This window comes from Aliiroseovarius sp. F47248L, from assembly GCF_023016085.1.
In the GTDB taxonomy this organism is placed as follows: Bacteria; Pseudomonadota; Alphaproteobacteria; order Rhodobacterales; family Rhodobacteraceae; genus Aliiroseovarius.
In genome coordinates, this window is sequence record NZ_JALKBF010000001.1 from 1455986 (window position 1) to 1475958 (window position 19973).

Annotated in this window: 22 protein-coding genes and 2 tRNA genes; 11 read left to right on the forward strand and 13 right to left on the reverse strand. The window is 57.3% G+C overall.

Features of this window, described 5'->3' with window-relative positions:
* Window positions 1–43 precede the first annotated feature (43 nt).
* Window positions 44–397: an MmcQ/YjbR family DNA-binding protein gene (locus MWU51_RS07260; protein WP_247035946.1), complete on the forward strand. Its 354-nt coding sequence runs from the start codon at window positions 44–46 to the stop codon at window positions 395–397.
* Here the strand turns inward: MWU51_RS07260 and MWU51_RS07265 are convergent.
* The 7 genes from MWU51_RS07265 to purC all read right to left on the reverse strand — a co-directional run bounded on the left by MWU51_RS07265 (window position 394) and on the right by purC (window position 7251).
* On the reverse strand, window positions 394–1392 hold the full coding sequence (locus MWU51_RS07265; RefSeq protein ID WP_247035948.1) for a tellurium resistance protein: 999 nt from the start codon (window positions 1390–1392) through the stop codon (window positions 394–396). The genes MWU51_RS07260 and MWU51_RS07265 overlap by 4 nt on opposite strands.
* A 123-nt stretch (window positions 1393–1515) precedes the next feature.
* Window positions 1516–2295: an HpcH/HpaI aldolase/citrate lyase family protein gene (locus MWU51_RS07270; RefSeq protein WP_247035950.1), complete on the reverse strand. Its 780-nt coding sequence runs from the start codon at window positions 2293–2295 to the stop codon at window positions 1516–1518.
* Between the two features lie 108 nt (window positions 2296–2403).
* On the reverse strand, window positions 2404–3738 hold the full coding sequence (locus MWU51_RS07275; protein ID WP_247035952.1) for a sigma-54 dependent transcriptional regulator: 1335 nt from the start codon (window positions 3736–3738) through the stop codon (window positions 2404–2406).
* Window positions 3739–3771: 33 nt separating this feature from the next.
* Window positions 3772–5541 carry an ATP-binding protein gene (locus tag MWU51_RS07280; RefSeq protein ID WP_247035954.1) on the reverse strand — a complete coding sequence of 590 codons (1770 nt, stop codon included), beginning with the start codon at window positions 5539–5541 and terminating at the stop codon, window positions 3772–3774.
* A 35-nt stretch (window positions 5542–5576) separates the two neighbouring features.
* Window positions 5577–6245, reverse strand: a complete 669-nt coding sequence (purQ, locus tag MWU51_RS07285; RefSeq protein WP_247035956.1) for a phosphoribosylformylglycinamidine synthase subunit PurQ — start codon at window positions 6243–6245, stop codon at window positions 5577–5579.
* On the reverse strand, window positions 6245–6475 hold the full coding sequence (gene purS / locus MWU51_RS07290; RefSeq protein WP_247035958.1) for a phosphoribosylformylglycinamidine synthase subunit PurS: 231 nt from the start codon (window positions 6473–6475) through the stop codon (window positions 6245–6247). Before purS ends, purQ begins: the two co-directional genes overlap by 1 nt.
* Before the next feature lie 11 nt (window positions 6476–6486).
* On the reverse strand, window positions 6487–7251 hold the full coding sequence (gene purC / locus MWU51_RS07295; protein ID WP_247035960.1) for a phosphoribosylaminoimidazolesuccinocarboxamide synthase: 765 nt from the start codon (window positions 7249–7251) through the stop codon (window positions 6487–6489).
* A 241-nt stretch (window positions 7252–7492) separates the two neighbouring features.
* On the opposite strand from purC, the gene MWU51_RS07300 reads away from it, so the two are divergent.
* Window positions 7493–7804: a DUF1476 domain-containing protein gene (locus tag MWU51_RS07300; protein WP_247035962.1), complete on the forward strand. Its 312-nt coding sequence runs from the start codon at window positions 7493–7495 to the stop codon at window positions 7802–7804.
* A gap of 219 nt (window positions 7805–8023) precedes the next feature.
* A complete protein-coding gene (gene bmt / locus MWU51_RS07305; protein ID WP_247035964.1) occupies window positions 8024–9043 on the forward strand; it encodes a betaine--homocysteine S-methyltransferase in 1020 nt (339 codons plus the stop codon).
* A 76-nt stretch (window positions 9044–9119) separates the two neighbouring features.
* Here bmt and MWU51_RS07310 read toward each other — a convergent pair whose 3' ends face one another.
* Window positions 9120–10205 carry a PA0069 family radical SAM protein gene (locus MWU51_RS07310; RefSeq protein ID WP_247035966.1) on the reverse strand — a complete coding sequence of 362 codons (1086 nt, stop codon included), beginning with the start codon at window positions 10203–10205 and terminating at the stop codon, window positions 9120–9122.
* Between the two features lie 180 nt (window positions 10206–10385).
* Between MWU51_RS07310 and MWU51_RS07315 the strand changes: the two genes are divergently transcribed.
* The 3 genes from MWU51_RS07315 (at window position 10386) to MWU51_RS07325 (ending at window position 11993) form a co-directional block, all read left to right on the forward strand.
* Complete coding sequence (locus MWU51_RS07315; protein ID WP_247035968.1) at window positions 10386–11090, forward strand: B12-binding domain-containing protein; 705 nt, start codon at window positions 10386–10388, stop codon at window positions 11088–11090.
* An 82-nt stretch (window positions 11091–11172) separates the two neighbouring features.
* A complete protein-coding gene (locus MWU51_RS07320; protein ID WP_247035969.1) occupies window positions 11173–11358 on the forward strand; it encodes a hypothetical protein in 186 nt (61 codons plus the stop codon).
* Window positions 11355–11993, forward strand: coding sequence for a DUF1638 domain-containing protein (locus MWU51_RS07325; protein WP_247035971.1), 639 nt, complete (start codon window positions 11355–11357; stop codon window positions 11991–11993). Before MWU51_RS07320 ends, MWU51_RS07325 begins: the two co-directional genes overlap by 4 nt.
* On the opposite strand, the gene MWU51_RS07330 is transcribed toward MWU51_RS07325, so the two are convergent.
* Window positions 11994–12404 carry a SufE family protein gene (locus MWU51_RS07330; RefSeq protein ID WP_247035974.1) on the reverse strand — a complete coding sequence of 137 codons (411 nt, stop codon included), beginning with the start codon at window positions 12402–12404 and terminating at the stop codon, window positions 11994–11996.
* 139 nt (window positions 12405–12543) lie between these two features.
* Here MWU51_RS07330 and MWU51_RS07335 point away from each other — a divergent pair, with 139 nt between their 5' ends.
* Complete coding sequence (locus tag MWU51_RS07335; protein ID WP_247035975.1) at window positions 12544–13023, forward strand: hypothetical protein; 480 nt, start codon at window positions 12544–12546, stop codon at window positions 13021–13023.
* A gap of 27 nt (window positions 13024–13050) precedes the next feature.
* Here the strand turns inward: MWU51_RS07335 and rnd are convergent, their stop codons facing one another.
* The 3 genes from rnd to purM form a co-directional block, all read right to left on the reverse strand.
* A complete protein-coding gene (rnd, locus tag MWU51_RS07340; protein ID WP_247035976.1) occupies window positions 13051–14211 on the reverse strand; it encodes a ribonuclease D in 1161 nt (386 codons plus the stop codon).
* 96 nt (window positions 14212–14307) lie between these two features.
* Window positions 14308–14919 carry a phosphoribosylglycinamide formyltransferase gene (purN, locus tag MWU51_RS07345; protein ID WP_348646720.1) on the reverse strand — a complete coding sequence of 204 codons (612 nt, stop codon included), beginning with the start codon at window positions 14917–14919 and terminating at the stop codon, window positions 14308–14310.
* Window positions 14916–15965: a phosphoribosylformylglycinamidine cyclo-ligase gene (gene purM, locus MWU51_RS07350; protein WP_247035978.1), complete on the reverse strand. Its 1050-nt coding sequence runs from the start codon at window positions 15963–15965 to the stop codon at window positions 14916–14918. The genes purN and purM overlap by 4 nt, the downstream gene beginning before the upstream one ends.
* A gap of 123 nt (window positions 15966–16088) precedes the next feature.
* Between purM and MWU51_RS07355 the strand changes: the two genes are divergently transcribed.
* The 3 genes from MWU51_RS07355 (at window position 16089) to MWU51_RS07365 (ending at window position 17545) form a co-directional block, all read left to right on the forward strand.
* Window positions 16089–16164, forward strand: a tRNA-Ile gene (locus MWU51_RS07355).
* A 185-nt stretch (window positions 16165–16349) separates the two neighbouring features.
* Window positions 16350–17384: a class I SAM-dependent methyltransferase gene (locus MWU51_RS07360; protein ID WP_247035980.1), complete on the forward strand. Its 1035-nt coding sequence runs from the start codon at window positions 16350–16352 to the stop codon at window positions 17382–17384.
* Between the two features lie 85 nt (window positions 17385–17469).
* Window positions 17470–17545, forward strand: a tRNA-Ile gene (locus tag MWU51_RS07365).
* 22 nt (window positions 17546–17567) lie between these two features.
* Here the strand turns inward: MWU51_RS07365 and MWU51_RS07370 are convergent.
* The gene (locus tag MWU51_RS07370) at window positions 17568–18911 is read right to left on the reverse strand and encodes an ATP-binding protein (protein WP_247035982.1); all 1344 of its coding nucleotides are present in this window, start codon (window positions 18909–18911) and stop codon (window positions 17568–17570) included.
* Window positions 18912–19046: 135 nt separating this feature from the next.
* Between MWU51_RS07370 and MWU51_RS07375 the strand changes: the two genes are divergently transcribed.
* Complete coding sequence (locus MWU51_RS07375) at window positions 19047–19925, forward strand: MBL fold metallo-hydrolase (RefSeq protein WP_247038756.1); 879 nt, start codon at window positions 19047–19049, stop codon at window positions 19923–19925.
* The last annotated feature ends 48 nt before the right edge of the window (window positions 19926–19973 follow it).

A 19973-nucleotide genomic window follows, 5' to 3' on the forward strand; every position in this document is an offset into this window, starting at 1 on the left:
TAGCACCCTTCCCTGCGCCTGCCAAGCGGGTTATCGTGAACTTATGACCCGTAAAGCTGTGAACAAGATATGCGAAGCCCTGCCCGGCGCGGAATGGTCCGAACCCTTCGGGCCGGGGCATGATATCTGGAAAGTGGGCGGCAAGATCTTCGCCGCGATGGGTTCCGTGACCGAAGGCGTGTCAGTCAAAACCCCGGATGTTGAGACGGCGATGATGCTAATCGAGGCTGGCGTGGGCAGCAAAGCCCCCTATTTCCATCGCTCATGGGTGCTGTTGCCGTTTGACGCGGGGCAAGACGAGTTGACCCACCGCATCCACCGATCCTATGCGCTGATCCGGTCCAGCCTCACGAAAAAAGCGCAAGCCACGCTCGCGCCCTTTGATCCTGACGCCTAGGCCGTCGCTGCGTTTGTTTTCGGCGCCAGTTCGCCCTTGGTCCACATCTGAATGACCTTGTAGATGATCGGCAGGATGATCAGCGTCGCCATCACAAGGCTTGCGCCTGCAACGATCCGCATGATGTCGCTGCCGGTGACCACTGCCCCCAATTGCATCAGGCTGGAAAACGCGGCCAATGGGAAAGTGAACGCGCCCCAAAGTGGGCTAAACCCTGCCTTTAACAGCCAGCGCGCCCGCCCGATCAATCCGCTTAGAATCACAATGGCCATGACGCTAAAGACCATAGCCATCTGCGTCTCGCCCAGCAGATAGGCGCCTGTGCCCAAGACGCTGGCCGGGGCCAGATGGATCGCCAGAAGCGGGCGCAATGGCGGCGGGATACGGGTGCGCAGGAATTGGGCGGCACTGGCACCCCAGACAATTGCGGCGGCAAAAAAACCGCCCCAGAAAGACGCTGCTGCAAATCCGGACCACCCCAGCGGCGCGGCCGCCAGCGGGATCAGTACGAACCCCGCAAACAATAGATGCCAGACCGGTGTGACGATCCGGGCTTCAACTGGACCGGTGATCAGCATATGAATGACCCGAATGGCCAGCATCACATGCACCGCAAAGGTCAAAAGTAGGATAGCACCCGCCAATACCAGCGAAAACGGTTCGACCGTGGCAGACAGCAGATATCCCGTCAGCACCATGGCCGCCAGCCCTGCCCGCCCCGGCAAGACGCGTAAATCTTCGGCAAACGTTCCAGCGCGCTGCATGAATTTCATCGCATAGGCCGCAAGACAGAAAAGAAACAACAAGGTGACGGCACCAAGCAGCATCTCTCCGATTGCGGTGGGGGCGGACAAAGTGTCTGCCGCACGCCGCCACGCCAGACCCAGCCCGAACACCCCCATAATCGGAGTGAACACCGCAGGTGGCATCCGTTGAAACATCCGGGTCTTCGGCGGCAGGGGTGGAGGTGGCGGAAAATACGGGGCTTTGGCCATCGGGGAATCCTTGAACTCAACTTGGTCCATTTAACCCGAGTAACATTGCAAAAAAAGCCCTGCAATCGCAACCGATTGCCGCAGGTCGCAACGTCCCGAGCGAACCGCCATGATATTCGCACGTCACCCGATGGTCGCCGCACGGGCGGCACGCAGGTTTTCTATCAACGCAACCCGTAGGAGCGTCGCTTCTGATCCTACCCCAAGAAAGGTCACGCCAAGATCGGCGTAGTAGCCGAAATCGGCATGATCATAGTGCAGAATACCCGCCGCTTTGCCCGCTGCGCGAACGCGTCCGACCGTTTTGGCAATCGCTGCTTTAACATCGGGATGGCCGGGATTGCCGCGATGTCCCATATCGGCCGACAGGTCTGCCGGGCCGATAAAGACACAATCAACCCCATCCGTGTTTGCAATTTCGTCAATGTTTTCAACGGCAAGACGTGTCTCGGCCTGCACGATCAGGCACACCTCGTCATTGGCATTTGTCAGGTATTCATCCACCTGTCCATAACGCGCAGCCCTTGCAACGCCTGACCCCATCCCGCGTCGTCCGTCGGGTGCATAGCGGGTGGCAGCGACGATCTGGGCGGCTTGCGTCCCGGTATCCACCATCGGCACCAAAAGGCTTTGCGTGCCCAAATCCATCACCTGTTTGATCACCCAGTCTTCTCCGACCGGCACGCGCACAATGGGCGAGATGTCGAACGTTGCAAGTGTGCGCAATTGTGTTTGGATAAGGGTCGGGTCATAGGGCGCATGTTCGCCGTCGATCAGCGCCCAGTCATACCCGGTGCCGCCAACAAGCTCGGTCGCGGAAAGACTGGCAAGGTTCAGCCATAAACCGACCTGCATTTCACCCGCGGCCAGCGCGCGCTTCAGCTTGTTTTTCGGCGCTTTCATCGCGGACTCCAATTGCTTAACATGTAAACAAGCAAAGCCTATTCGACCGCGCGAAACCAATCAAGCGATTGGTCGGGCACGACGGACTTAACACCGTCGCGCCCACTTTTAGTTAAGATAGTCAGACCTCTGCAGCCCGTATTTTGCCATCTTCTCGTTCAGAGTCCGGCGCGGCAGGCACAGCTCGTCCATTACCCCGACGATTGACCCCTTGTGGCGGCGCATCGTGTTGTCGATCAACATCCGCTCGAACGCTTCCACGTATTCCTTGAGCGGCTTGCCCTCGGTCGTCATCACCGGTTGAACTTCGTCGTGGTCCGACATCAGCAGGGACGAGATAGTGCCAGTGCCGCGGCGTGACTGCAGAACGGCGCGTTCGGCGATGTTGATCAACTGGCGTATGTTACCGGGCCACGGCGCTTGCAGAAGCTGGGCGGCCTCTTGCGCGCTGACGGTGGGGGCCGCGCAGCCGTATTCATCCGCGAACTGGTCGGCAAACCCGGTGAACAGCATCAGGATATCCTCGCCCCGCTGGCGCAGCGGCGGAAGGGTGATCTTCATCGCGGCAAGGCGATAGAATAAATCGGGCCGCAGGCAATCTTCGCAGGTCTTGCCTTGCTCTTGCAAGTTGCAGATTGCCACGACGCGGGTTTCGGCCGGGGTGCCTTGATCGTTCATCCACGTGAGCAACCGGGCCTGCAGCCCCATCGGCAATGCCTCGATGTCTTCCAACACCAACGTGCCGCCGCGGGCCTCTTCGACCAGCGGTTGCGCACCGCCTTCTTCCATCGGGCCGAACAGGCGGCGAGTCAGGTCGTCTTCTTCCTGCCCCGCGCAGGTGGCGACGACAAATTTCTTGCCCGCCTTTGCCCCAACCGCATGCATTGCATGGGCCACGAGCGTTTTTCCGGTTCCGGTTTCGCCATCGATCAGAACGTGACCGTCAGATTGGCCAATATCCAGAATATCCTCGCGCAGACGCGACATGACCGGGGACGCTCCAATCAGTTTTTTCATGATGGTCGAACCATCGGACAGTTCGCGGCGCAGCGCACGCGCATCCATCGCCAGCCGCCGTTTATGTGTCGCCTTCTTCGCCAGATTGGTCAGTTGATCGGGATTAAACGGCTTTTCAAGGAAATCGAAGGCGCCGACGCGCATAGCCTCGACCGCCATCGGCACATCGCCGTGACCGGTGATCATGATGACAGGCAGCGAACTGTCGAGGCTCATCAGTTTCTTCAAGAACCCCATACCGTCGATTCCCGGCATCTTGATGTCCGAGATGATCACCCCCGGATAGTCCTGCCCGATCACTTTCAAGGCGTCTTCAGCAGACGGAAAGGTCTCTGTCTCGAACCCAGACAGGGACAACCATTGCGAAATGGATTGCCGCATGTCCTGTTCGTCATCGACGATCGCGATTTTCATTGCCTGCGCCATCGCAGCCTCCTGATAAATGGTCCGTTGTCGCCCTTATTCAGCGGCTTCAACGTCAATTTCCTGTTCATCCAAAACGGGCAACTCGACTTCAAAAACCGCGCCACCATCCTGACCGTTACGCGCCGTCAAACGGCCACCCAAATCTGTGACAATGCCCGACGAAATCGCCAGCCCCAGCCCAACCCCGTCTCCGGGGGCCTTGGTGGTGTAGAAAGGCTCGAACAGGTTATCCAGATCTTCCACTCCGTTTCCATTGTCGCGCACTGTGATCAACACATAATCGCCCCGACTGACGATGATATCAACCTGCGGCAAATCAACAGTTTTTGTTGCGTCCAGCGCGTTTCGCAGCAAATTGATCAACACTTGCTCCAGGCGCAAGCGATCTCCCATCACCATAACGGGTTCGCGCGGAATATTGCGCGTGATGCGGACCTCGCGGCTTTTCAGCTGAGGTTCCATCATCGACAGCGCGGTGGAAACACTTTCGCGCACATCCATCGGCTCAAACGCCTCACCACCCTTACGGGCATAACTTTTCAACTGACGCGTGATCGCACCCATTCGTTCGATCAGGTCATCAATTCGTTGGAAACTGGACAGGGCTTCATCCGGACGCTTGCGTTGCAACAACAGCTTCGCCCCGGCCAAATACGTTTTCATCGCAGCCAGCGGTTGGTTCAATTCGTGACTGACCGCTGCCGACATTTCCCCCAACGCTGCCAGTTTCGAGCTTTGCGCCAGCGTCTGTTCAGCCACTTGCAGGTTCTCTTCGGCCCGTTTGCGTTCCGCGATTTCGCGTTGCAATGCGACGTTCAACTGCCGCAAATCCGCCGATTCCTGCGCAAACAGGACCGAGCGCCATTGAGCACGCCGGCTGATCAGATAAAACAGCAGCGACAGGACCATCGCGAACGCCATGATCTCCAGCGCCAAAACCGCATTCACCTTTTCGCGCACCGACGCGTAAGAGGTGAAGGACGCGATCCGCCACCCTTGAAATGGCACTCGGCTTTCGTGGCGCATCACTTCTTCGCCCAAAAACAGCACATCCGACGGTAGACCCGACCAATCCGCCGCCTCGCGCACACTGCGCCGGATTGCATCGGTTGCAGACACGGTCGCAAGTGCCTCGCCTTCTGGTTTGCCACGCCAGCGGGGTTCCGTGGCCAGAATAACGTTGCCTTCGCTGTCGGTGACAAGCACTGCATCCGAAATGCCAGACCAACTGCTTTCAAATTTGCGCAGATCCACGTTGACGACAATCACTCCGATCACGCCATCGCTGTCTTCGATCTTGCGGGAATAGGAAAACTCGTATGATCCGGCCTCTGTCTGCACTGTCGTGAAAACGGTTTCCGAGCTTCTGAGTGCCTCGACATAATAAGGATTGGTGCGGTGCTGCGATCCCAATGTCTCGCGTGTGGTAGCGGCCACGGCGCGCCCGTCACTGTCTAGAAGCATCAGCGACGCGGCTTCGATCTCGTCGCGATAGGAAATCAGTCGGGCCGTGCTTTGTGAGTAATCTGCGGAGTTCAATGCGTTGATCAACGCCGGATCGCGCGACAGCAACAAGGGCACGACCGAGTTTCGTTGCAATTCACTCAGCAGGTTTCCGGAATACAGCGCCACCCGAAGCTCGGCCCGGTTACGGGTGGTTTCGGTGTAACGTTCGGTCAGTAGGCGGTTCGAGAAGAAGACCACAAAGACCGCAAGGGAAATCAACGCGACAAGCACAAGGCGCGCGCGAAGACTGACCCCCGGACGTGGGGGCGGCACTGGACGGTTCTTAAAAACGGCCATGGCTCAAAGATAGGTCCGCAAGACCAGCTTCGCAATCACGCAGCGACGACGCTATCCACCAACGAGCGGAACATCGCCACGCCATCGGTTCCGCCGTGTCTTTCGTCCACACATCGCTCGGGATGCGGCATCATACCAAGCACACGACGGTTCTTGGATATCACCCCAGCAATATCCCCGGTCGAGCCATTGGGATTGTCGATGTATGTGAAAGCAATCCGGTCCTCATCGCGCAACTGCGCCAGCTTTTCATCTGTGACGTTGTAATTGCCGTCATGATGCGCGATCGGAACGGTGATCTCCTGCCCTTTGTCATAGCCGGACAGAAAGCCGCAGTTCGTGGTTTCTACTTTTAAACCAATAGGTTTGCAGATGAACTTCAGGTCGGCATTGCGCATCAGGGCACCGGGCAGAATGCCGGTTTCAGTCAGCACCTGAAAGCCATTGCAAATGCCGACGGCATAGCCGCCGCGCTCGGTATGCTTGATCAACGAACGGGTGATGGGTGACTGCGCCGCGATCGCACCGCAACGCAGATAGTCCCCGAAAGAAAACCCACCCGGAATACCCACGATATCCAGATCATCCGGCAGGTCTGTTTCCTTGTGCCAGATCATCTTGACCTGTGCACCCGTCCGCTCAAACGCCACCGCCAGATCGCGGTCACAGTTAGAACCCGGAAAAACAATGACGCCCGCTTTCATCACAGCACCTGAATGGTGTAGTTTTCGATGACGGTGTTGGCCAGCAGCTTTTCGCACATCTTCTTGATGTCCTCGTCCGAGGTGCCGTCGGCCAGATCAAGTTCGATCACTTTGCCTTGACGCACACGTTCCACGCCCGCAAACCCCAGGTTGCCTAGCGCGTGGCGCACGGCCTCGCCCTGCGGGTCCAGAACGCCGGTTTTCAGCATCACATCAACACGTACTTTCATCGGGCAAATCCTCAGTTGATCAGGGTCGGTTTAGCGGGGGTGTGGGTGACATTCGACGGCATGACGCCCAGACGGCGCGCCACCTCGGTATAAGCATCGGCCAGGTTGCCAAGGTCGCGGCGGAACACGTCCTTGTCCAACTTCTGACCGGTTTCCATGTCCCACAGACGGCAGCTGTCGGGGCTGATCTCATCGGCCACGATCAAACGCGGGAAGTCGCCTTCATAAACGCGGCCCATTTCGATCTTGAAGTCAACCAGCTTGATTCCGACACCATACATCACGCCTGACAGGTAATCGTTCACACGCAACGCCATCGACACGATCTCGTCCATCTCTTGTTGGCTCGCCCAACCGAACGCGGCGATGTATTCTTCCGGCACCAGAGGGTCACCAAGACTGTCGTCCTTGTAAGAAAACTCGACGATCGGGCGGGGCAGCGGTGTGCCCTCTTCCATACCCAGACGTTTGGCCATGGAGCCTGCGGCCACGTTGCGCACGATAATCTCAAGCGGCACGATCTCGGCGGCACGTACTAGCTGTTCACGCATGTTCAAGCGTTTGATGAAGTGGTTGGGAATACCAAGCTGTGTCAGCCCAATCATGAAGAACTCGGACAGGCGGTTGTTCAAAACACCTTTCCCGTCGATCACGTCCTTCTTTTCGGCGTTAAATGCGGTCGCATCGTCTTTGAAATACTGCACGATGGTGCCCGGCTCGGTGCCTTCATACAGGATCTTCGCCTTGCCTTCATAAAGTTTCTTGCGCCGTGCCATAAGACCTCCGTCGGTCAAAGCGGGATGCAGTCCTTGGCGGACCCCCTGCCCGCGCGACTCCCGCTGATGCCCGCCCTATACGTGAAAGCCTGACGCTGGGCAAGAATATCGCCGATATAGCACGATTTCCCCAATTTGAGAGCGCTAGCGGGGTTGCGATAACCGCTTCTCGTTGGCATATCAGTATCGACAAGCGCCATTCGGCCAGCCGAAGGCACCGGACCATGAACAAGGGAATGCCATGACCACCTTTGATGATCGCGAAAACGCCTTCGAAGCCAAATTTGCCCATGATGAAGAAATGCAGTTCAAGGCAGAAGCACGCGCCAACAAGAAACTGGGCCTGTGGGCTGCAGAGAAACTGGGCAAATCCGGGGACGATGCTCTGGCCTATGCAAGCGAAGTGATCAAGTCAGATTTTGAAGAAGCTGGACATGAAGACGTGGTGCGTAAGGTCACAGGTGATCTCAGCACCGTCAGCGCCGATGAAGTCCGCGCCAAACGTGCCGAACTTCTGGCTATTGCCAAAGCCGAACTGATCACCGAAGTCTGATCACCGCTGTCAGGCAACCGATGATACAAGATCACAGGCGCAGCTGTTTCGGCTGCGCCTTTTTTCACAGTGACGGTATGCGGATCGAAAGATCGCTCTCAACCTGCTGCGGAAACAACGTAAGATTGGCACCTCTTAATACGCATTAAGTTTGCGCCCGTACTCAATCCGTGGCAGGTAGCGGCGAAACTCGTTTCTCTATTTTACGGAGACCCCCTGATGACGGACCTGCTGACCCAACTGATGGCGGAACGCGATTGGCTGATGGCCGATGGCGCTACCGGAACGACCCTGTTCAACATGGGCCTGACCTCAGGCGATGCGCCCGAGCTGTGGAACGTTGATAGACCCGACGATATTCGCACGCTTTATAAGGGTGCTGTGGATGCCGGATCTGATATCTTCCTGACCAACTCGTTCGGCGGCAACGCTTCGCGCCTGAAGTTGCACGATGCCCAAAGCCGCGTACGCGAACTGAACCGCGCCGCTGCCGAACTGGGTCGCGAGGTTGCCGATGCGTCAGGTCGCAAGGTTGTAGTGGCCGGATCCATCGGCCCGACCGGCGACATCATGGAGCCGATGGGCAGCCTGACCTTCGACAGCGCCGTTGAGATGTTCCATGAACAAGCCGAAGGGCTGAAGGAAGGCGGGGCGGACGTGCTGTGGGTCGAAACGATTTCGGCACCTGAAGAATACAAAGCCGCTGCCCGCGCCGCCGAACTGGCCGACATGCCATGGTGCGGCACGATGAGCTTCGACACCGCCGGGCGCACCATGATGGGCATCACCTCGGCCGATCTGGCGAAGATGGTCGAGACACTCAGCAAGCCACCCTTGGCCTTTGGGGCAAACTGTGGCGTTGGTGCCGCCGATCTGCTGCGCACAGTCCTGGGCTTTGCGGCACAAGGCAGCGAACGCCCGATCATAGCCAAGGGCAACGCGGGCATTCCGAAATATGTGGATGGCCATATCCACTATGACGGCACTCCGACTTTGATGGCGGATTATGCGGTTCTGGCCCGCGATTGCGGCGCCACGATCATTGGCGGGTGCTGTGGCACCACGCCTGAGCATCTGCGCGCCATGCGCGAAGCGTTGGAGACACGTCCAAGAAGCGACAGCCGGCCAACGTTGGAGCAGATCGCTGCGGCACTTGGCGGCTTCTCATCGGCTTCCGATGGCACGGGCGACGATGCGGGGCAGAAACCAGACCGCCGGTCACGCCGTCGGCGTCGTTAAGCTCACACGACCTGTTCTTGATAGAAACGAGGGTGATTTTCGCCCTCGTTTTTCTTCGCGATCTCAATACGGTCGGTCAAAACAGTGACAGTTGATCCCCGGCTTTGGGCGGCACGGCGAACAGATCACAGCGCAGCTTTGGCAAGCCTTTGGACAGCCCAAGACGCTTGCGGGCAATGTCAAACCGAAGGCGCAACAGGTCTGAAAACGTGCCTTTCCCAACCATCCGGGAACCAAACTCCGCGTCATAATCATCACCTCCGCGCATCTCGCGCATCCGTCCCATCACACGGGCGGCGCGGTCGGGCACGTGTTCAGTCAGCCAATCCTGAAACAGCTCCGAGACCTCGCTGGGAAGGCGCAGCAGAATATAGCTCGCCGCCTCGGCACCCGCATCGCGCGCAGCGCACAGGATCGCCTCAAGTTCGTGGTCTGTCAGGCCGGGCACGACGGGCGCGACCATGACGCGCACCGGGATCCCGGTTTCGGACAGACGTTCGATCATCTGTAACCGTCTTTTGGGGCTGGGCACGCGTGGTTCCATCTTGCGCGACAACGCCGCATCCATCGTGGTGACGGAAACGCCTACATGTGTCAGCCCCGCCTGCGCCATCTCGGATAGCAGATCAAGGTCACGTTCTATCAGAGTGCCCTTGGTGACGATCGTGACCGGATGACGAAACCGCGCGAGCACCTCAAGAACCCCGCGCATGACGCGATACTGCGCTTCGATTGGTTGATAGGGATCGGTATTGGTGCCGATCGCGATAGGTGCCACCGCATAGCGCGCGCGCGACAACTCCTTCTCCAGCCGTCGTGGCGCATTGGGGCGCGCAATCAGGCGCGTTTCGAAATCCAGACCCGCTGAATAGCCCAGATAGGCATGCGTCGGGCGTGCAAAACAATAGATGCACCCGTGTTCGCACCCGCGATACGGATTGATCGACCGGTCAAAACTGATATCGGGCGATCTGTTGCGCGTGATCACGCTGCGCGGATTTTCGATGGCAACATGGGTCAGGATCGTGCGTGGCAGTTCTTGTTGCCAACCATCGTCGACACATACTCTCTGATAAGGTTCGAACCTGCCGGTGTCGTTGCTGTTTGCCGCGCGTCCGCGCCGTGCTTCAGCCCGGATTTTGTTATCGCAATTTGAAACCATGGCCTACCATAAGAACATATAGAGAACATATGAAGCAGATTCACCATTTCATAGCGAATTATTCATTTGCCATTAGGTCGGTCAAAGGGCACTCCATGTCGCAATCGGTCCAGACCAAACGTGCGAAATCGTCGCATGTGGGATTTGAAGACTTTTAGTTTTAGCTAGGGAACGGCAGCCATGTCCGACCAAGAAGACGATATCATCCTGAGCGAGCTGAACGACGAAGAGCTTGTCCAGCAGATGCATGACGACCTTTATGACGGTCTTGCGGAAGAGATTACCGAAGGCGTCAACATCCTGCTTGAGCGCGGCTGGGAACCGTACAAAGTTCTGACCGAAGCGCTTGTGGGGGGTATGACCATCGTAGGGCACGACTTCCGTGACGGGATTTTGTTTGTGCCCGAGGTGCTTCTGGCCGCCAATGCGATGAAGGCTGGCATGTCCATTCTGAAGCCGCTGCTGATCGCCACTGGTGCACCCCGCATGGGCAAGATGGTGATCGGCACGGTAAAGGGCGACATTCACGATATCGGCAAGAACCTTGTATCGATGATGATGGAAGGCGCCGGCTTTGAAGTTGTCGATCTGGGCATCAACAATGCGGTCGAAAGCTATCTTGAAGCATTGGAGGCCGAACAAGCTGACATTCTTGGTATGTCGGCCCTACTGACCACAACGATGCCTTATATGAAGGTCGTGATCGACACGATGATCGAAAAGGGTATTCGCGACGATTATACCATTCTGGTTGGTGGTGCGCCGTTGAACGAGGAGTTCGGCAAGGCGATTGGGGCGGATAGCTATTGCCGTGATGCCGCGGTCGCGGTTGAGACGGCGAAAGACTACATGCTGCGCAAACATAACCAGCTTGCCGCAGGCTGACCTTGCCTAAAAAGTTAAGACAAGGCCCTGCCCCGAAGGCGGGGCCTTTTCTTTTGTCTTCTTAGACCCCAGATATGACAGCATGAGCAAAACACGGTTCTTTTTCCTGATCACCCTCGTGATCCTGTCCGGTGGCTTAACGATCTTGGTCGGCAGCCTCGCCGCCGCATCCGGCAAACTGGATGGTCAGGTGGCCATGGCATTGTTGCCGCTGATCATGTTGGCGTCGATCGGTATCCGGGCTTTATCAGGGCGGAACGGATCATGAAGCCAAGCGACGAAGAACTCACCCGCGACGGGTTGGCACCAACAGATGCCTCGGCCAAGGTTTTGATTTTGGCCTGCGGTGCACTGGCCAACGAAATTCTGGCGCTAATCCGCCTGAACGGTTGGGATCACATGAGCCTGACCTGCCTGCCCGCAATCCTGCACAACACGCCGGACAAAATCCCCGGTGCCGTCCGCGCTGCTGTTGAAAAACACGGCGCCAACTTTGATCAGATCTTTCTAGCCTACGCCGATTGTGGCACCGGAGGCGAGTTGGCCACAATGTGTGACGAAATGGGCATCGAGATGATCCGGGGGCCGCACTGTTACAGCTTCTTCGAGGGCAACGACGCTTTTGCCGCCCGCACCGAAGACGAGATCGATGTTTTCTATCTGACCGACTTTCTGGCACGTGGGTTTGAAAGTTTCGTGATCAAACCGCTGGGTCTGGATCGCCACCCTGAATTGCGGGACATGTATTTCGGCCATTATACGCGGCTGATCTATCTGGCGCAGACTGACAATCCTGACCTTGACCGCATGGCCGAGGCAGCTGCCAAACGGATTGGCCTGATATACGAGCGAAAGTTCACCGGCTTTGGAGATTTGGCCACAGCCCTGAAACACTTGAGGTGATCAGACCGCGTCTGCGGCTTGCATTCGAATACGCTCGACCATCGCGCGCAGCCCGTTGGACCGTTGCGACGACAGATGGTCGTTCAGACCCAACCGCGCCAGTTCTGCCGGGGCGTCGACCATACCGACCTCAGACACCGGCAGATCATTGTAAAGCGCCGCCAGAACCGCAATCAGACCTTTGACGATCATCGCATCGCTGTCACCATGAAAGCGATAGATGTCGCCGTCGATTTCCGGGTGCAACCAGACCTGACTGGCACAGCCTTCCACCTTTGTGGACGGCACTTTCAACGCGTCCTCCATCGGTGGTAGCGCTTTGCCCATGTCGATGACCATCGCATAGCGGTCTTCCCACTCGTCCAGAAACGCAAAATCCTCGACTATATCTTCAAAAGCGGGGCTGGCCATCGGGTTGGTCCTTCATCTTCGTTGTTCATCAGTTAGGGCGATCTGCGCCAAAGGTCCAGACCCCCACAGGGTTCGCAGTGTTCTCTTTTCAAAACCCTGCACATGGGCTAACCCTTTGGTCAGAAGAAGAGGAGCGACCATGACACTGCGCCGTTTTGCCCTGCCCGCCGTGATGACCAGTATTGTTCTGGGTCTGACCGCCTGTGGCAGCACATCGAACCTGAACCCCGTCAACTGGTTCCGGTCGGATGGCGTCAAAGAAGTCGCAGTGATCCCCGAAGGTGGGTTTCTTGAAGATCAGGAATATCGCGGGTTGGTGACAGACGTTGTCGAAGTGCAAGTGTTGCGCAGCACCGGTGGTGCGATCATTCGTGCCAAAGGCCTGCCGCCCCGTCTTGGTTATTGGGATGCGCAGCTCGTGCCAGAAAATTTCGAACGACCCGTCGATGGCGTGCTGACCTACATGTTCCGCATAAGCGAGCCGCCCTATCACACCAACGCAGGCCGCCCGAAACAGCGCGAAGTGTTGGTGGGGCAGTTCGTGTCAAACACCAAATTGCAAGGCGTGCGTACAATCCGCGTTGTGGGCGAGCGTAACAGCCGGTCGTCCAGCCGCTAGGCGAGACCGACTGGATGACGAAGTGATCTAAACTTCGAACACTTCGACCCGATGCCCTTTGGCGGCCAGCGCCAGCTTGCCTTCGCACAGGCGCAGCGCATCGTTGCCAAACACCTCGGCCCGCCAGCCGCGCAGGGCTTGAACGTCGCGTTTTCCCGCCGCCAATGCGTCCAGATCAGCCGCCGACGCGATCAGTTTCTGCGCCACTTTTTCCTGCTCGCAACGCGCTTTCAGAAGCACACGCAAAAGATCGGCCAGTGCCGGGTTCACTTGTAGCTTGTCGCGGGATTTGTCCGACGCTTTGGGCAGGTCTTCCTGCGCCATTTCAACACCGGCGGTCACAGCGTGCAGAATACCTTCGGCGATCTCGCCCTTGCGGGCTTCACGCAACAGTAGACGTGACCGGCCCAGATCCTGCATGTTGCGGGGTTTGGTTGAGGCCAGTTCAAGCAACGCATCGTCTTTCATCACCCGGTTGCGGGGCACATTGCGCGATTGGGCATAGGCTTCGCGGAAGCGGGCAAGCTCTTTGGCGACACCCAGAAAACGCGATGAGTTCGTGCGTGTTTTCAGGCGCATCCACGCCTCTTCCGGTTGGATAGTATAGGTTGCGGGTTCCGTCAGAATGGCCAGTTCCTCTTCCACCCAGGCCCCGCGGCCGCTTTTTTTCAACTCGGCGGCCAAATACTCATAGATCTGACGCAAATGCGTAACATCCCCAATGGCATAGCTCTTTTGTGCATCGGTCAGCGGGCGGCGCGACCAGTCGGTGAATCGGCTGGATTTGTCCATCTGCGCGCGCGCAATCTTGCGCACCAAGGTCTCATACCCCGCTTGATCGCCAAAGCCACAGACCATCGCGGCCACCTGCGTGTCAAACAGCGGTTTGGGAAAGACACCAGCTTCAACAAAGAAGATCTCAAGATCCTGACGGGCAGCGTGGAACACCTTGACCACGTTTTCATCGCGGAACAGCGTATAAAGCGGGTCCAGCGATAACCCGTTAACCAGCGGGTCAACCAGCACAGCGTCTTCGTCTGAATCACCAGGCACGGCCAGTTGCACAAGGCAAAGTTTTGAATAATAGGTGCGTTCGCGCAGAAATTCCGTGTCGACCGTAACATAGGGATGCTTGGCGGCGCGGGTGCAAAACTCAGCCAGCGCCTCGGTCGTGGTAATCGTGATCATACAGGGTCTTTCTGCTCGTTTTCGTGCGCCTTCTGGCCTTTCGACGGGTTTACGGCGAAACCATGAAAAAGGAAAGCCTTGGGCGTCACGGGCGCATCAGGGCAGGAAAACCGGCGTGCAATCGCCATTTGCGAAGCGGCGCAGCACGGCGGGATAAAGCAGGTGTTCCTGATTCAACACCCGCGCGGCCAAACTGTCTGCTGTGTCACTGGGGATGATGGGCACGCGGGCCTGACCAAGGATCGGACCACCATCCAGTTCCGCTGTGACCTCATGCACAGAACACCCGGCCTCGTTGTCACCGGCATCTATTGCACGCTGATGGGTGTGAAGCCCCTTGTATTTCGGCAAAAGCGACGGATGGATGTTCAAGCAGCGTCCCGACCATCTGGCCGTGAATCCTTCAGTTAGGATACGCATGAACCCGGCCAGACAGATGATATCCGGGTGCGCCTGTTCCAAAGCGTCACTCAACGCGGCTTCGAACCCGGCGCGGTCGCCCTTGAAGTCGCGATGGTCCACAACAGCGGTCGGAATACCAAGCGTGCGCGCTTTTTCCAGCCCGCCCGCATCCGGCACGTTCGACAGGACAAGGCAAGGACGTGCAGGGTGGTCGCCGGTCATGCTGTTTGCCAGGGTCACCATGTTCGAACCGCTGCCTGAAATCAGGATGGCGACCCGCTTATGCGCCCCGCCCGCATTGGTCACAGAAGCGTCCCAAGATAGCTGACACCCTCGCCCGCCTGAATGCGGCCCAATTGGGTGACATGTTCGCCGGCATTTGTCAGACGCTCGGTCAAGGCTGCGGCTTGCGGCGCGTCAACAACCAGCACCATGCCCTGCCCGGAATTGAACGTCTTGAGCAGTTCGCCCTGATCCATCCCGCCAGTTGATGCCAACCATTTGAATACAGGCGGCAAATCCCAAGCGTCCAGATCGACAAGCGCGCCCAGCCCATCGGGCAGCACGCGTGGCAGGTTTTCGGTCAATCCGCCGCCGGTGATATGGGCCAGCGCATGAACGCCCCCTGCCTGCACGGCCTCAAGCGCCTGACGCACGTAAAGGCGCGTCGGGGCCAAAAGCGCCTCACCCAGGGTGATGCTACCATCCCATGGGCAGTCCGCGTCCCAGCCAAGACCCGAGACCTTGACCAGTTTGCGCACCAGCGAATAACCGTTGGAATGCACGCCGTCGGACGCCAGCCCCAGCAGAACGTCGCCTTCCTTGACGCCTTTTGGCAAATCTTCACCGCGCTCCATCGCGCCGACCGAGAAACCGGCCAGATCGAAATCGCCATCCTCATACATGCCAGGCATTTCAGCCGTCTCGCCACCGATCAGCGCACAGCCGGACAACTCGCAGCCCTTTGCGATGCCTTCGATGATCCGCGCGGCCTTGTCGGTTTCCAGACGGCCCGTTGCAAAGTAATCAAGGAAGAACAGCGGCTCGGCGCCCTGACATACAAGGTCGTTCACACACATGGCGACCAGATCAATCCCGATCGTGTCGACGTTGCCGGTGTCAATCGCGATGCGCAGCTTGGTGCCAACACCATCCGTGGCAGACACCAGCACTGGGTCCTTGAACCCCGCCCCCTTCAGGTCAAACAGTGCGCCGAAGCCCCCAAGCCCGGCCATGACGCCCGGACGGTTGGTGCGTTTGGCGGCGGGTTTGATCCGTTCAACCAATGCGTTGCCTGCGTCAATATCCACGCCTGCGTCGGCATAGGTGATGCCCTTGGATGCGTCGCTCATCTGGTCCCCCGATTGACCTGCATAAAAACTGCGCTTGCGATAGCTTAAGGGGCGTAAAGAGTCCACGCCTCGCTTGACGCCGCGCGCCAGTTTGCTAGCAAGGGCGGCACCGGGGATTACAGTGGGCCTGTAGCTCAACGGTTAGAGCAGAGCGCTCATAACGCTTTGGTTGGGGGTTCAAATCCCTCCGGGCCTACCATTATTCCCCTGTCGCAAAAAGGCAGTCAAAGCTTAAGCTTCGTTGCGCGATCGTTTCTGGTAGATGATCCATCCCCACCGATAAGCCGCCGCGCAAATTTCTGCGCCTTCATTACATAGTAGACTCTGAGAAAAAAATCCTTAGTAGGATCATGACTGCAAACAACCATAACTAGAAAGAGCGCAATGTCTCGTTGGAAAGAGTTACGAAGGTTCGCCGATAAAGAAAAGCTGGGTATTGAGATTGCTCCATTTTTCCGCCCGATCGCTAAGAAGTCAGACGGCTACAATATTCTGTCCCTAGACATCTTCGACACTAAATCTCTTAAAGAAATTGCAGTAGAAAAACACAATGTCGCCGAGCATAATCTCCATCTAATCGAAGATGTAGACATTGTATCTAACGCGATTGATTTGGGTGAAGCTGTTACAGCCAAAGGCCTTAACGGAAAGATCGACTACATACTTTCCTCGCACAATTTCGAGCATTTGCCGGACCCAATAAAGTTTTTGCAAGGATGTTCGAGCGCTCTGCGGCCTGGTGGCACCCTAACAATGGCTATCCCTGACCACAGAATGTGCTTCGATCACTTTAGAACTCCAAGCAAGCTAAGCGACTGGTTAGCCGCCTATCACAACAATCACAGACAACCAACGCCTGAGACACTGTTTGATTACAATGCAAACATCGGAACTTATCACATAGGCGAAAAGCGGTTGGTCGGGATGTCCCATCCTCGCGACAATCCCGACGGTTTTTGGCCGAAAGGGGAGCTTAAGTCCATTTACGCCACATATGTGGCGGATATCGCAGATCCGTCTGCTTACAGAGATGTTCACTGCAATGTCGTCTTCGGCGCTAGTCTGGAGTTATTGTTAAGCGACCTTAGGTACCTGGGCCTGATCGATTTTGACATTATCGAAATCTTGCCTCCGCAGGGTTTGGAGTTTTTTATTCATCTCAGAAAGTCTGAATCTGGATCAAGCAGCCGAGAGACCGGTGAAGAATTCAATTTGCGTCGTCTAGTGCTTCTCAGAGAAATGAACGCTTCGCTTGGGCGCGCAGGGCTTACACGGCTTGCGTCAAAAATGCCTCTATCGCAAGCCGAGTTAGACAGCCAGAAACCGGCAACCTTTAGATCTTTGTCTAAGAAATTGCTGCATAAAGCTGTTGGCAACCGCATCTACGAGAAACTAAAGCGGCTCAGGTATCAATCTTGAGCTTATCCAAAGTTATACTTGAACACTCAATCACCCATCCGAGTCGCGCCAATTTGCTGGCATGGACGCACGATAAGAATACAGTGGGCCTGTAGCTCAACGGTTAGAGCAGAGCGCTCATAACGCTTTGGTTGGGGGTTCAAATCCCTCCGGACCTACCACTTTGTATAGGGCACGCGCCTGTTAACGGGGCAATACGAACTCGACCTTCAACCCACCTAAGTCAGCGCTGTCACCGAGCCGAAGATGTCCACCATGCCCGCGCGCGATGTCGCTGGCGATGGCCAGCCCCAAGCCCACACCGGATCCCTTGTCCTGATTGCGCGCCTTGTCCAGGCGGGCAAAGGGTTTCAAGGCTTCTTCGCGTGCCTCGGGGGGGATGCCCGGCCCGTTATCTTCGACCACGAAGCGTAAGTCCCCTCGCCCCGTCACAAGCGACAAGCGCACCAGTGATCCATAGCGGGTGGCGTTGCCCAGCAGGTTTTCCAACGCCCTTTCCAATGCAGCGCGCCGCACGGGATAGAGGCCAGGGTCGGCCACATCGCCCAGCACTATATTCTGATCGGCCCGCGAAGCATTGTCGGCCAGATGTCGGGTCAGGGACGCCAAATCGACCGGTTCAGGGTCATCCTCCAACGCGTCCGAACGCGCAAAGCTTAGGAATCGGTCGACCAGTCGCTCCATATCTTCAACATCACGCTCCAGATCTTCGCGACTATCATCGTCGATCATCGCCAAACCCAATCGCAGCCGGGTCAAAGGCGTGCGCAAGTCGTGGCTGACACCAGACAGCATCAGTGTGCGTTGCTCGATCTGCCGCTCGATGCGCGATCGCATGTCCAGAAACGCCTTACCTGCTGATCGCACTTCGGTCGCACCCGCCAATTTGTAGGGCACCACCTGCCCTTTGCCGAAGGCTTCGGCGGCTTTCGCCAACTGACGGATCGGGCGCAACTGATTGCGTAAGAAAAGATAGGCGATCAGCGTCATCAGAATGCCGGTCGCCAGCATCAAAACCAACAACTGGTGAGGGTTCGAGGCTGACACCCGATCCCGCGAGAACCCCACTCGCATTGGTCCATGATTGGTAATAACGCCGACAATTACCCCTGCGCGTTCAGACGCCAGATCGACCCCGGTTAGGTCTGGCAGTCCCGCACGCAAGGTGCGCGCCACCCTCGGCCCAGTCAGGTCCGTCAACCGGATCTTCGTATCCACCGGTGCCCCGGGGAGTTCGATCCACATCGCCAATGGTTTGATCACCCTCTCCACGCTTTGGCGCGCAGCCCTTGGCGTTTCAGCTGCGTTCACCTCGGTCAACAGATAGTCCAATTCCAACACCACGGCAGACGTCATTTGTATGGTGATGCGATTGAAGTGCCGTTGGATGAACACGACAGACACGACCAATTGCAGGGTTACGATTGGCACGATCAGGATCATCGCCGCCCGCCCATAAAGCCCGCGCGGCATGAATTGCTTCAGCCAGCCGAAATCGAGAAACCTGTTCTTGGGCAGTTGGACCATGGCCAGACCCTATGACGCAGCGCCCTGCTTGCCAAGCGGCGACAGCGCGGGGTTACTGTCGACAAGGATTCGCAACAATCGGAGACCCCTGTGGCCAACCGGAAAGCCCCGCCAGACCGTCCGCCCGCCGGAGTGATGACCACGTTGGAGCCCGGCATCCGGCGTGTTATTGCCCCCAACCCGTCGCCCATGACCTATTGGGGCACGAACACATTTGTTTTGGGCGAAGGCGATGTTGGAGTGATTGACCCCGGACCGGCAGACCGACCCCATTTAGACGCCATCATGTCGGGACTCCAACGTGGCGAGCGGATCACACAAATCCTTGTCACCCATTCCCATCTAGATCATTCACCGCTTGCCAGCCATCTATCGGAAGCAACCGGTGCTTCGGTCATCGCCTTTGGTGACGCTTTGGCCGGACGAAGCGAGGTTATGAAAGACCTTGTTGCCCGCGGACTGTCGTCTGGCGGCGAAGGTGTTGACACGGATTTCCGCCCCGACATCAGGGTGGCCGACGGCGAGGTTTTTCGCGCTGGCGGTCTGGACATCGAAGCTATCTGGACCCCTGGTCACTTCTCCAATCACCTTAGCTTTGCATGGCAGAATGTTGTTTTTACAGGTGATCACGTCATGGGTTGGGCCAGCTCTCTGGTTTCACCACCGGACGGCGATCTAACCGCCTTCATGGCATCTTGTGCAAAACTCGCCGCTCGTCAGGATCGCATCTACTACCCCGCCCACGGGTTAGAGATTACAGACCCGGCAGCGCGAATGGCTTGGTTAATTGCCCACCGTACTTCCCGCGAGCAAGATATTCTGGATGCCCTGTCCAACGCCAACCCCATCACCATCCCGGCCTTAACGCGCCTAATCTATACGGAGACACCCGCCCCGTTGATACCAGCCGCCGAACGCAACGTCTTCGCCCATTTGATCGACCTGGCCACTCGCGAAATCGTCGCCGCCGAGCCACGACTTGACGCTCACGCAGAATTTCGCAGGATCAGTTGAAAATACGCTAATAGCTCTTGCGGCCCTGAATCGCACTTGCTATATCGC

What these genes read in the sequence shown, in the direction of transcription:
- purM (WP_247035978.1), bottom strand. Translation starts at nt 15,965, where the DNA reads ATGAGCGACGCATCCAAGGGCATCACCTATGCCGACGCAGGCGTGGAT.
- MWU51_RS07370 (WP_247035982.1), bottom strand. Translation starts at nt 18,911, where the DNA reads ATGGTCCAACTGCCCAAGAACAGGTTTCTCGATTTCGGCTGGCTGAAG.
- MWU51_RS07315 (WP_247035968.1), top strand. Translation starts at nt 10,386, where the DNA reads ATGTCCGACCAAGAAGACGATATCATCCTGAGCGAGCTGAACGACGAA.
- MWU51_RS07260 (WP_247035946.1), top strand. Translation starts at nt 44, where the DNA reads ATGACCCGTAAAGCTGTGAACAAGATATGCGAAGCCCTGCCCGGCGCG.
- MWU51_RS07280 (WP_247035954.1), bottom strand. Translation starts at nt 5,541, where the DNA reads ATGGCCGTTTTTAAGAACCGTCCAGTGCCGCCCCCACGTCCGGGGGTC.
- purS (WP_247035958.1), bottom strand. Translation starts at nt 6,475, where the DNA reads ATGAAAGTACGTGTTGATGTGATGCTGAAAACCGGCGTTCTGGACCCG.
- MWU51_RS07375 (WP_247038756.1), top strand. Translation starts at nt 19,047, where the DNA reads ATGACCACGTTGGAGCCCGGCATCCGGCGTGTTATTGCCCCCAACCCG.
- MWU51_RS07275 (WP_247035952.1), bottom strand. Translation starts at nt 3,738, where the DNA reads ATGGCGCAGGCAATGAAAATCGCGATCGTCGATGACGAACAGGACATG.
- rnd (WP_247035976.1), bottom strand. Translation starts at nt 14,211, where the DNA reads ATGATCACGATTACCACGACCGAGGCGCTGGCTGAGTTTTGCACCCGC.
- MWU51_RS07265 (WP_247035948.1), bottom strand. Translation starts at nt 1,392, where the DNA reads ATGGCCAAAGCCCCGTATTTTCCGCCACCTCCACCCCTGCCGCCGAAG.
- MWU51_RS07360 (WP_247035980.1), top strand. Translation starts at nt 16,350, where the DNA reads ATGTCTCGTTGGAAAGAGTTACGAAGGTTCGCCGATAAAGAAAAGCTG.
- MWU51_RS07300 (WP_247035962.1), top strand. Translation starts at nt 7,493, where the DNA reads ATGACCACCTTTGATGATCGCGAAAACGCCTTCGAAGCCAAATTTGCC.
- MWU51_RS07330 (WP_247035974.1), bottom strand. Translation starts at nt 12,404, where the DNA reads ATGGCCAGCCCCGCTTTTGAAGATATAGTCGAGGATTTTGCGTTTCTG.
- MWU51_RS07310 (WP_247035966.1), bottom strand. Translation starts at nt 10,205, where the DNA reads ATGGTTTCAAATTGCGATAACAAAATCCGGGCTGAAGCACGGCGCGGA.
- MWU51_RS07320 (WP_247035969.1), top strand. Translation starts at nt 11,173, where the DNA reads ATGAGCAAAACACGGTTCTTTTTCCTGATCACCCTCGTGATCCTGTCC.
- purQ (WP_247035956.1), bottom strand. Translation starts at nt 6,245, where the DNA reads ATGAAAGCGGGCGTCATTGTTTTTCCGGGTTCTAACTGTGACCGCGAT.
- MWU51_RS07325 (WP_247035971.1), top strand. Translation starts at nt 11,355, where the DNA reads ATGAAGCCAAGCGACGAAGAACTCACCCGCGACGGGTTGGCACCAACA.
- MWU51_RS07270 (WP_247035950.1), bottom strand. Translation starts at nt 2,295, where the DNA reads ATGAAAGCGCCGAAAAACAAGCTGAAGCGCGCGCTGGCCGCGGGTGAA.
- bmt (WP_247035964.1), top strand. Translation starts at nt 8,024, where the DNA reads ATGACGGACCTGCTGACCCAACTGATGGCGGAACGCGATTGGCTGATG.
- purC (WP_247035960.1), bottom strand. Translation starts at nt 7,251, where the DNA reads ATGGCACGGCGCAAGAAACTTTATGAAGGCAAGGCGAAGATCCTGTAT.
- MWU51_RS07335 (WP_247035975.1), top strand. Translation starts at nt 12,544, where the DNA reads ATGACACTGCGCCGTTTTGCCCTGCCCGCCGTGATGACCAGTATTGTT.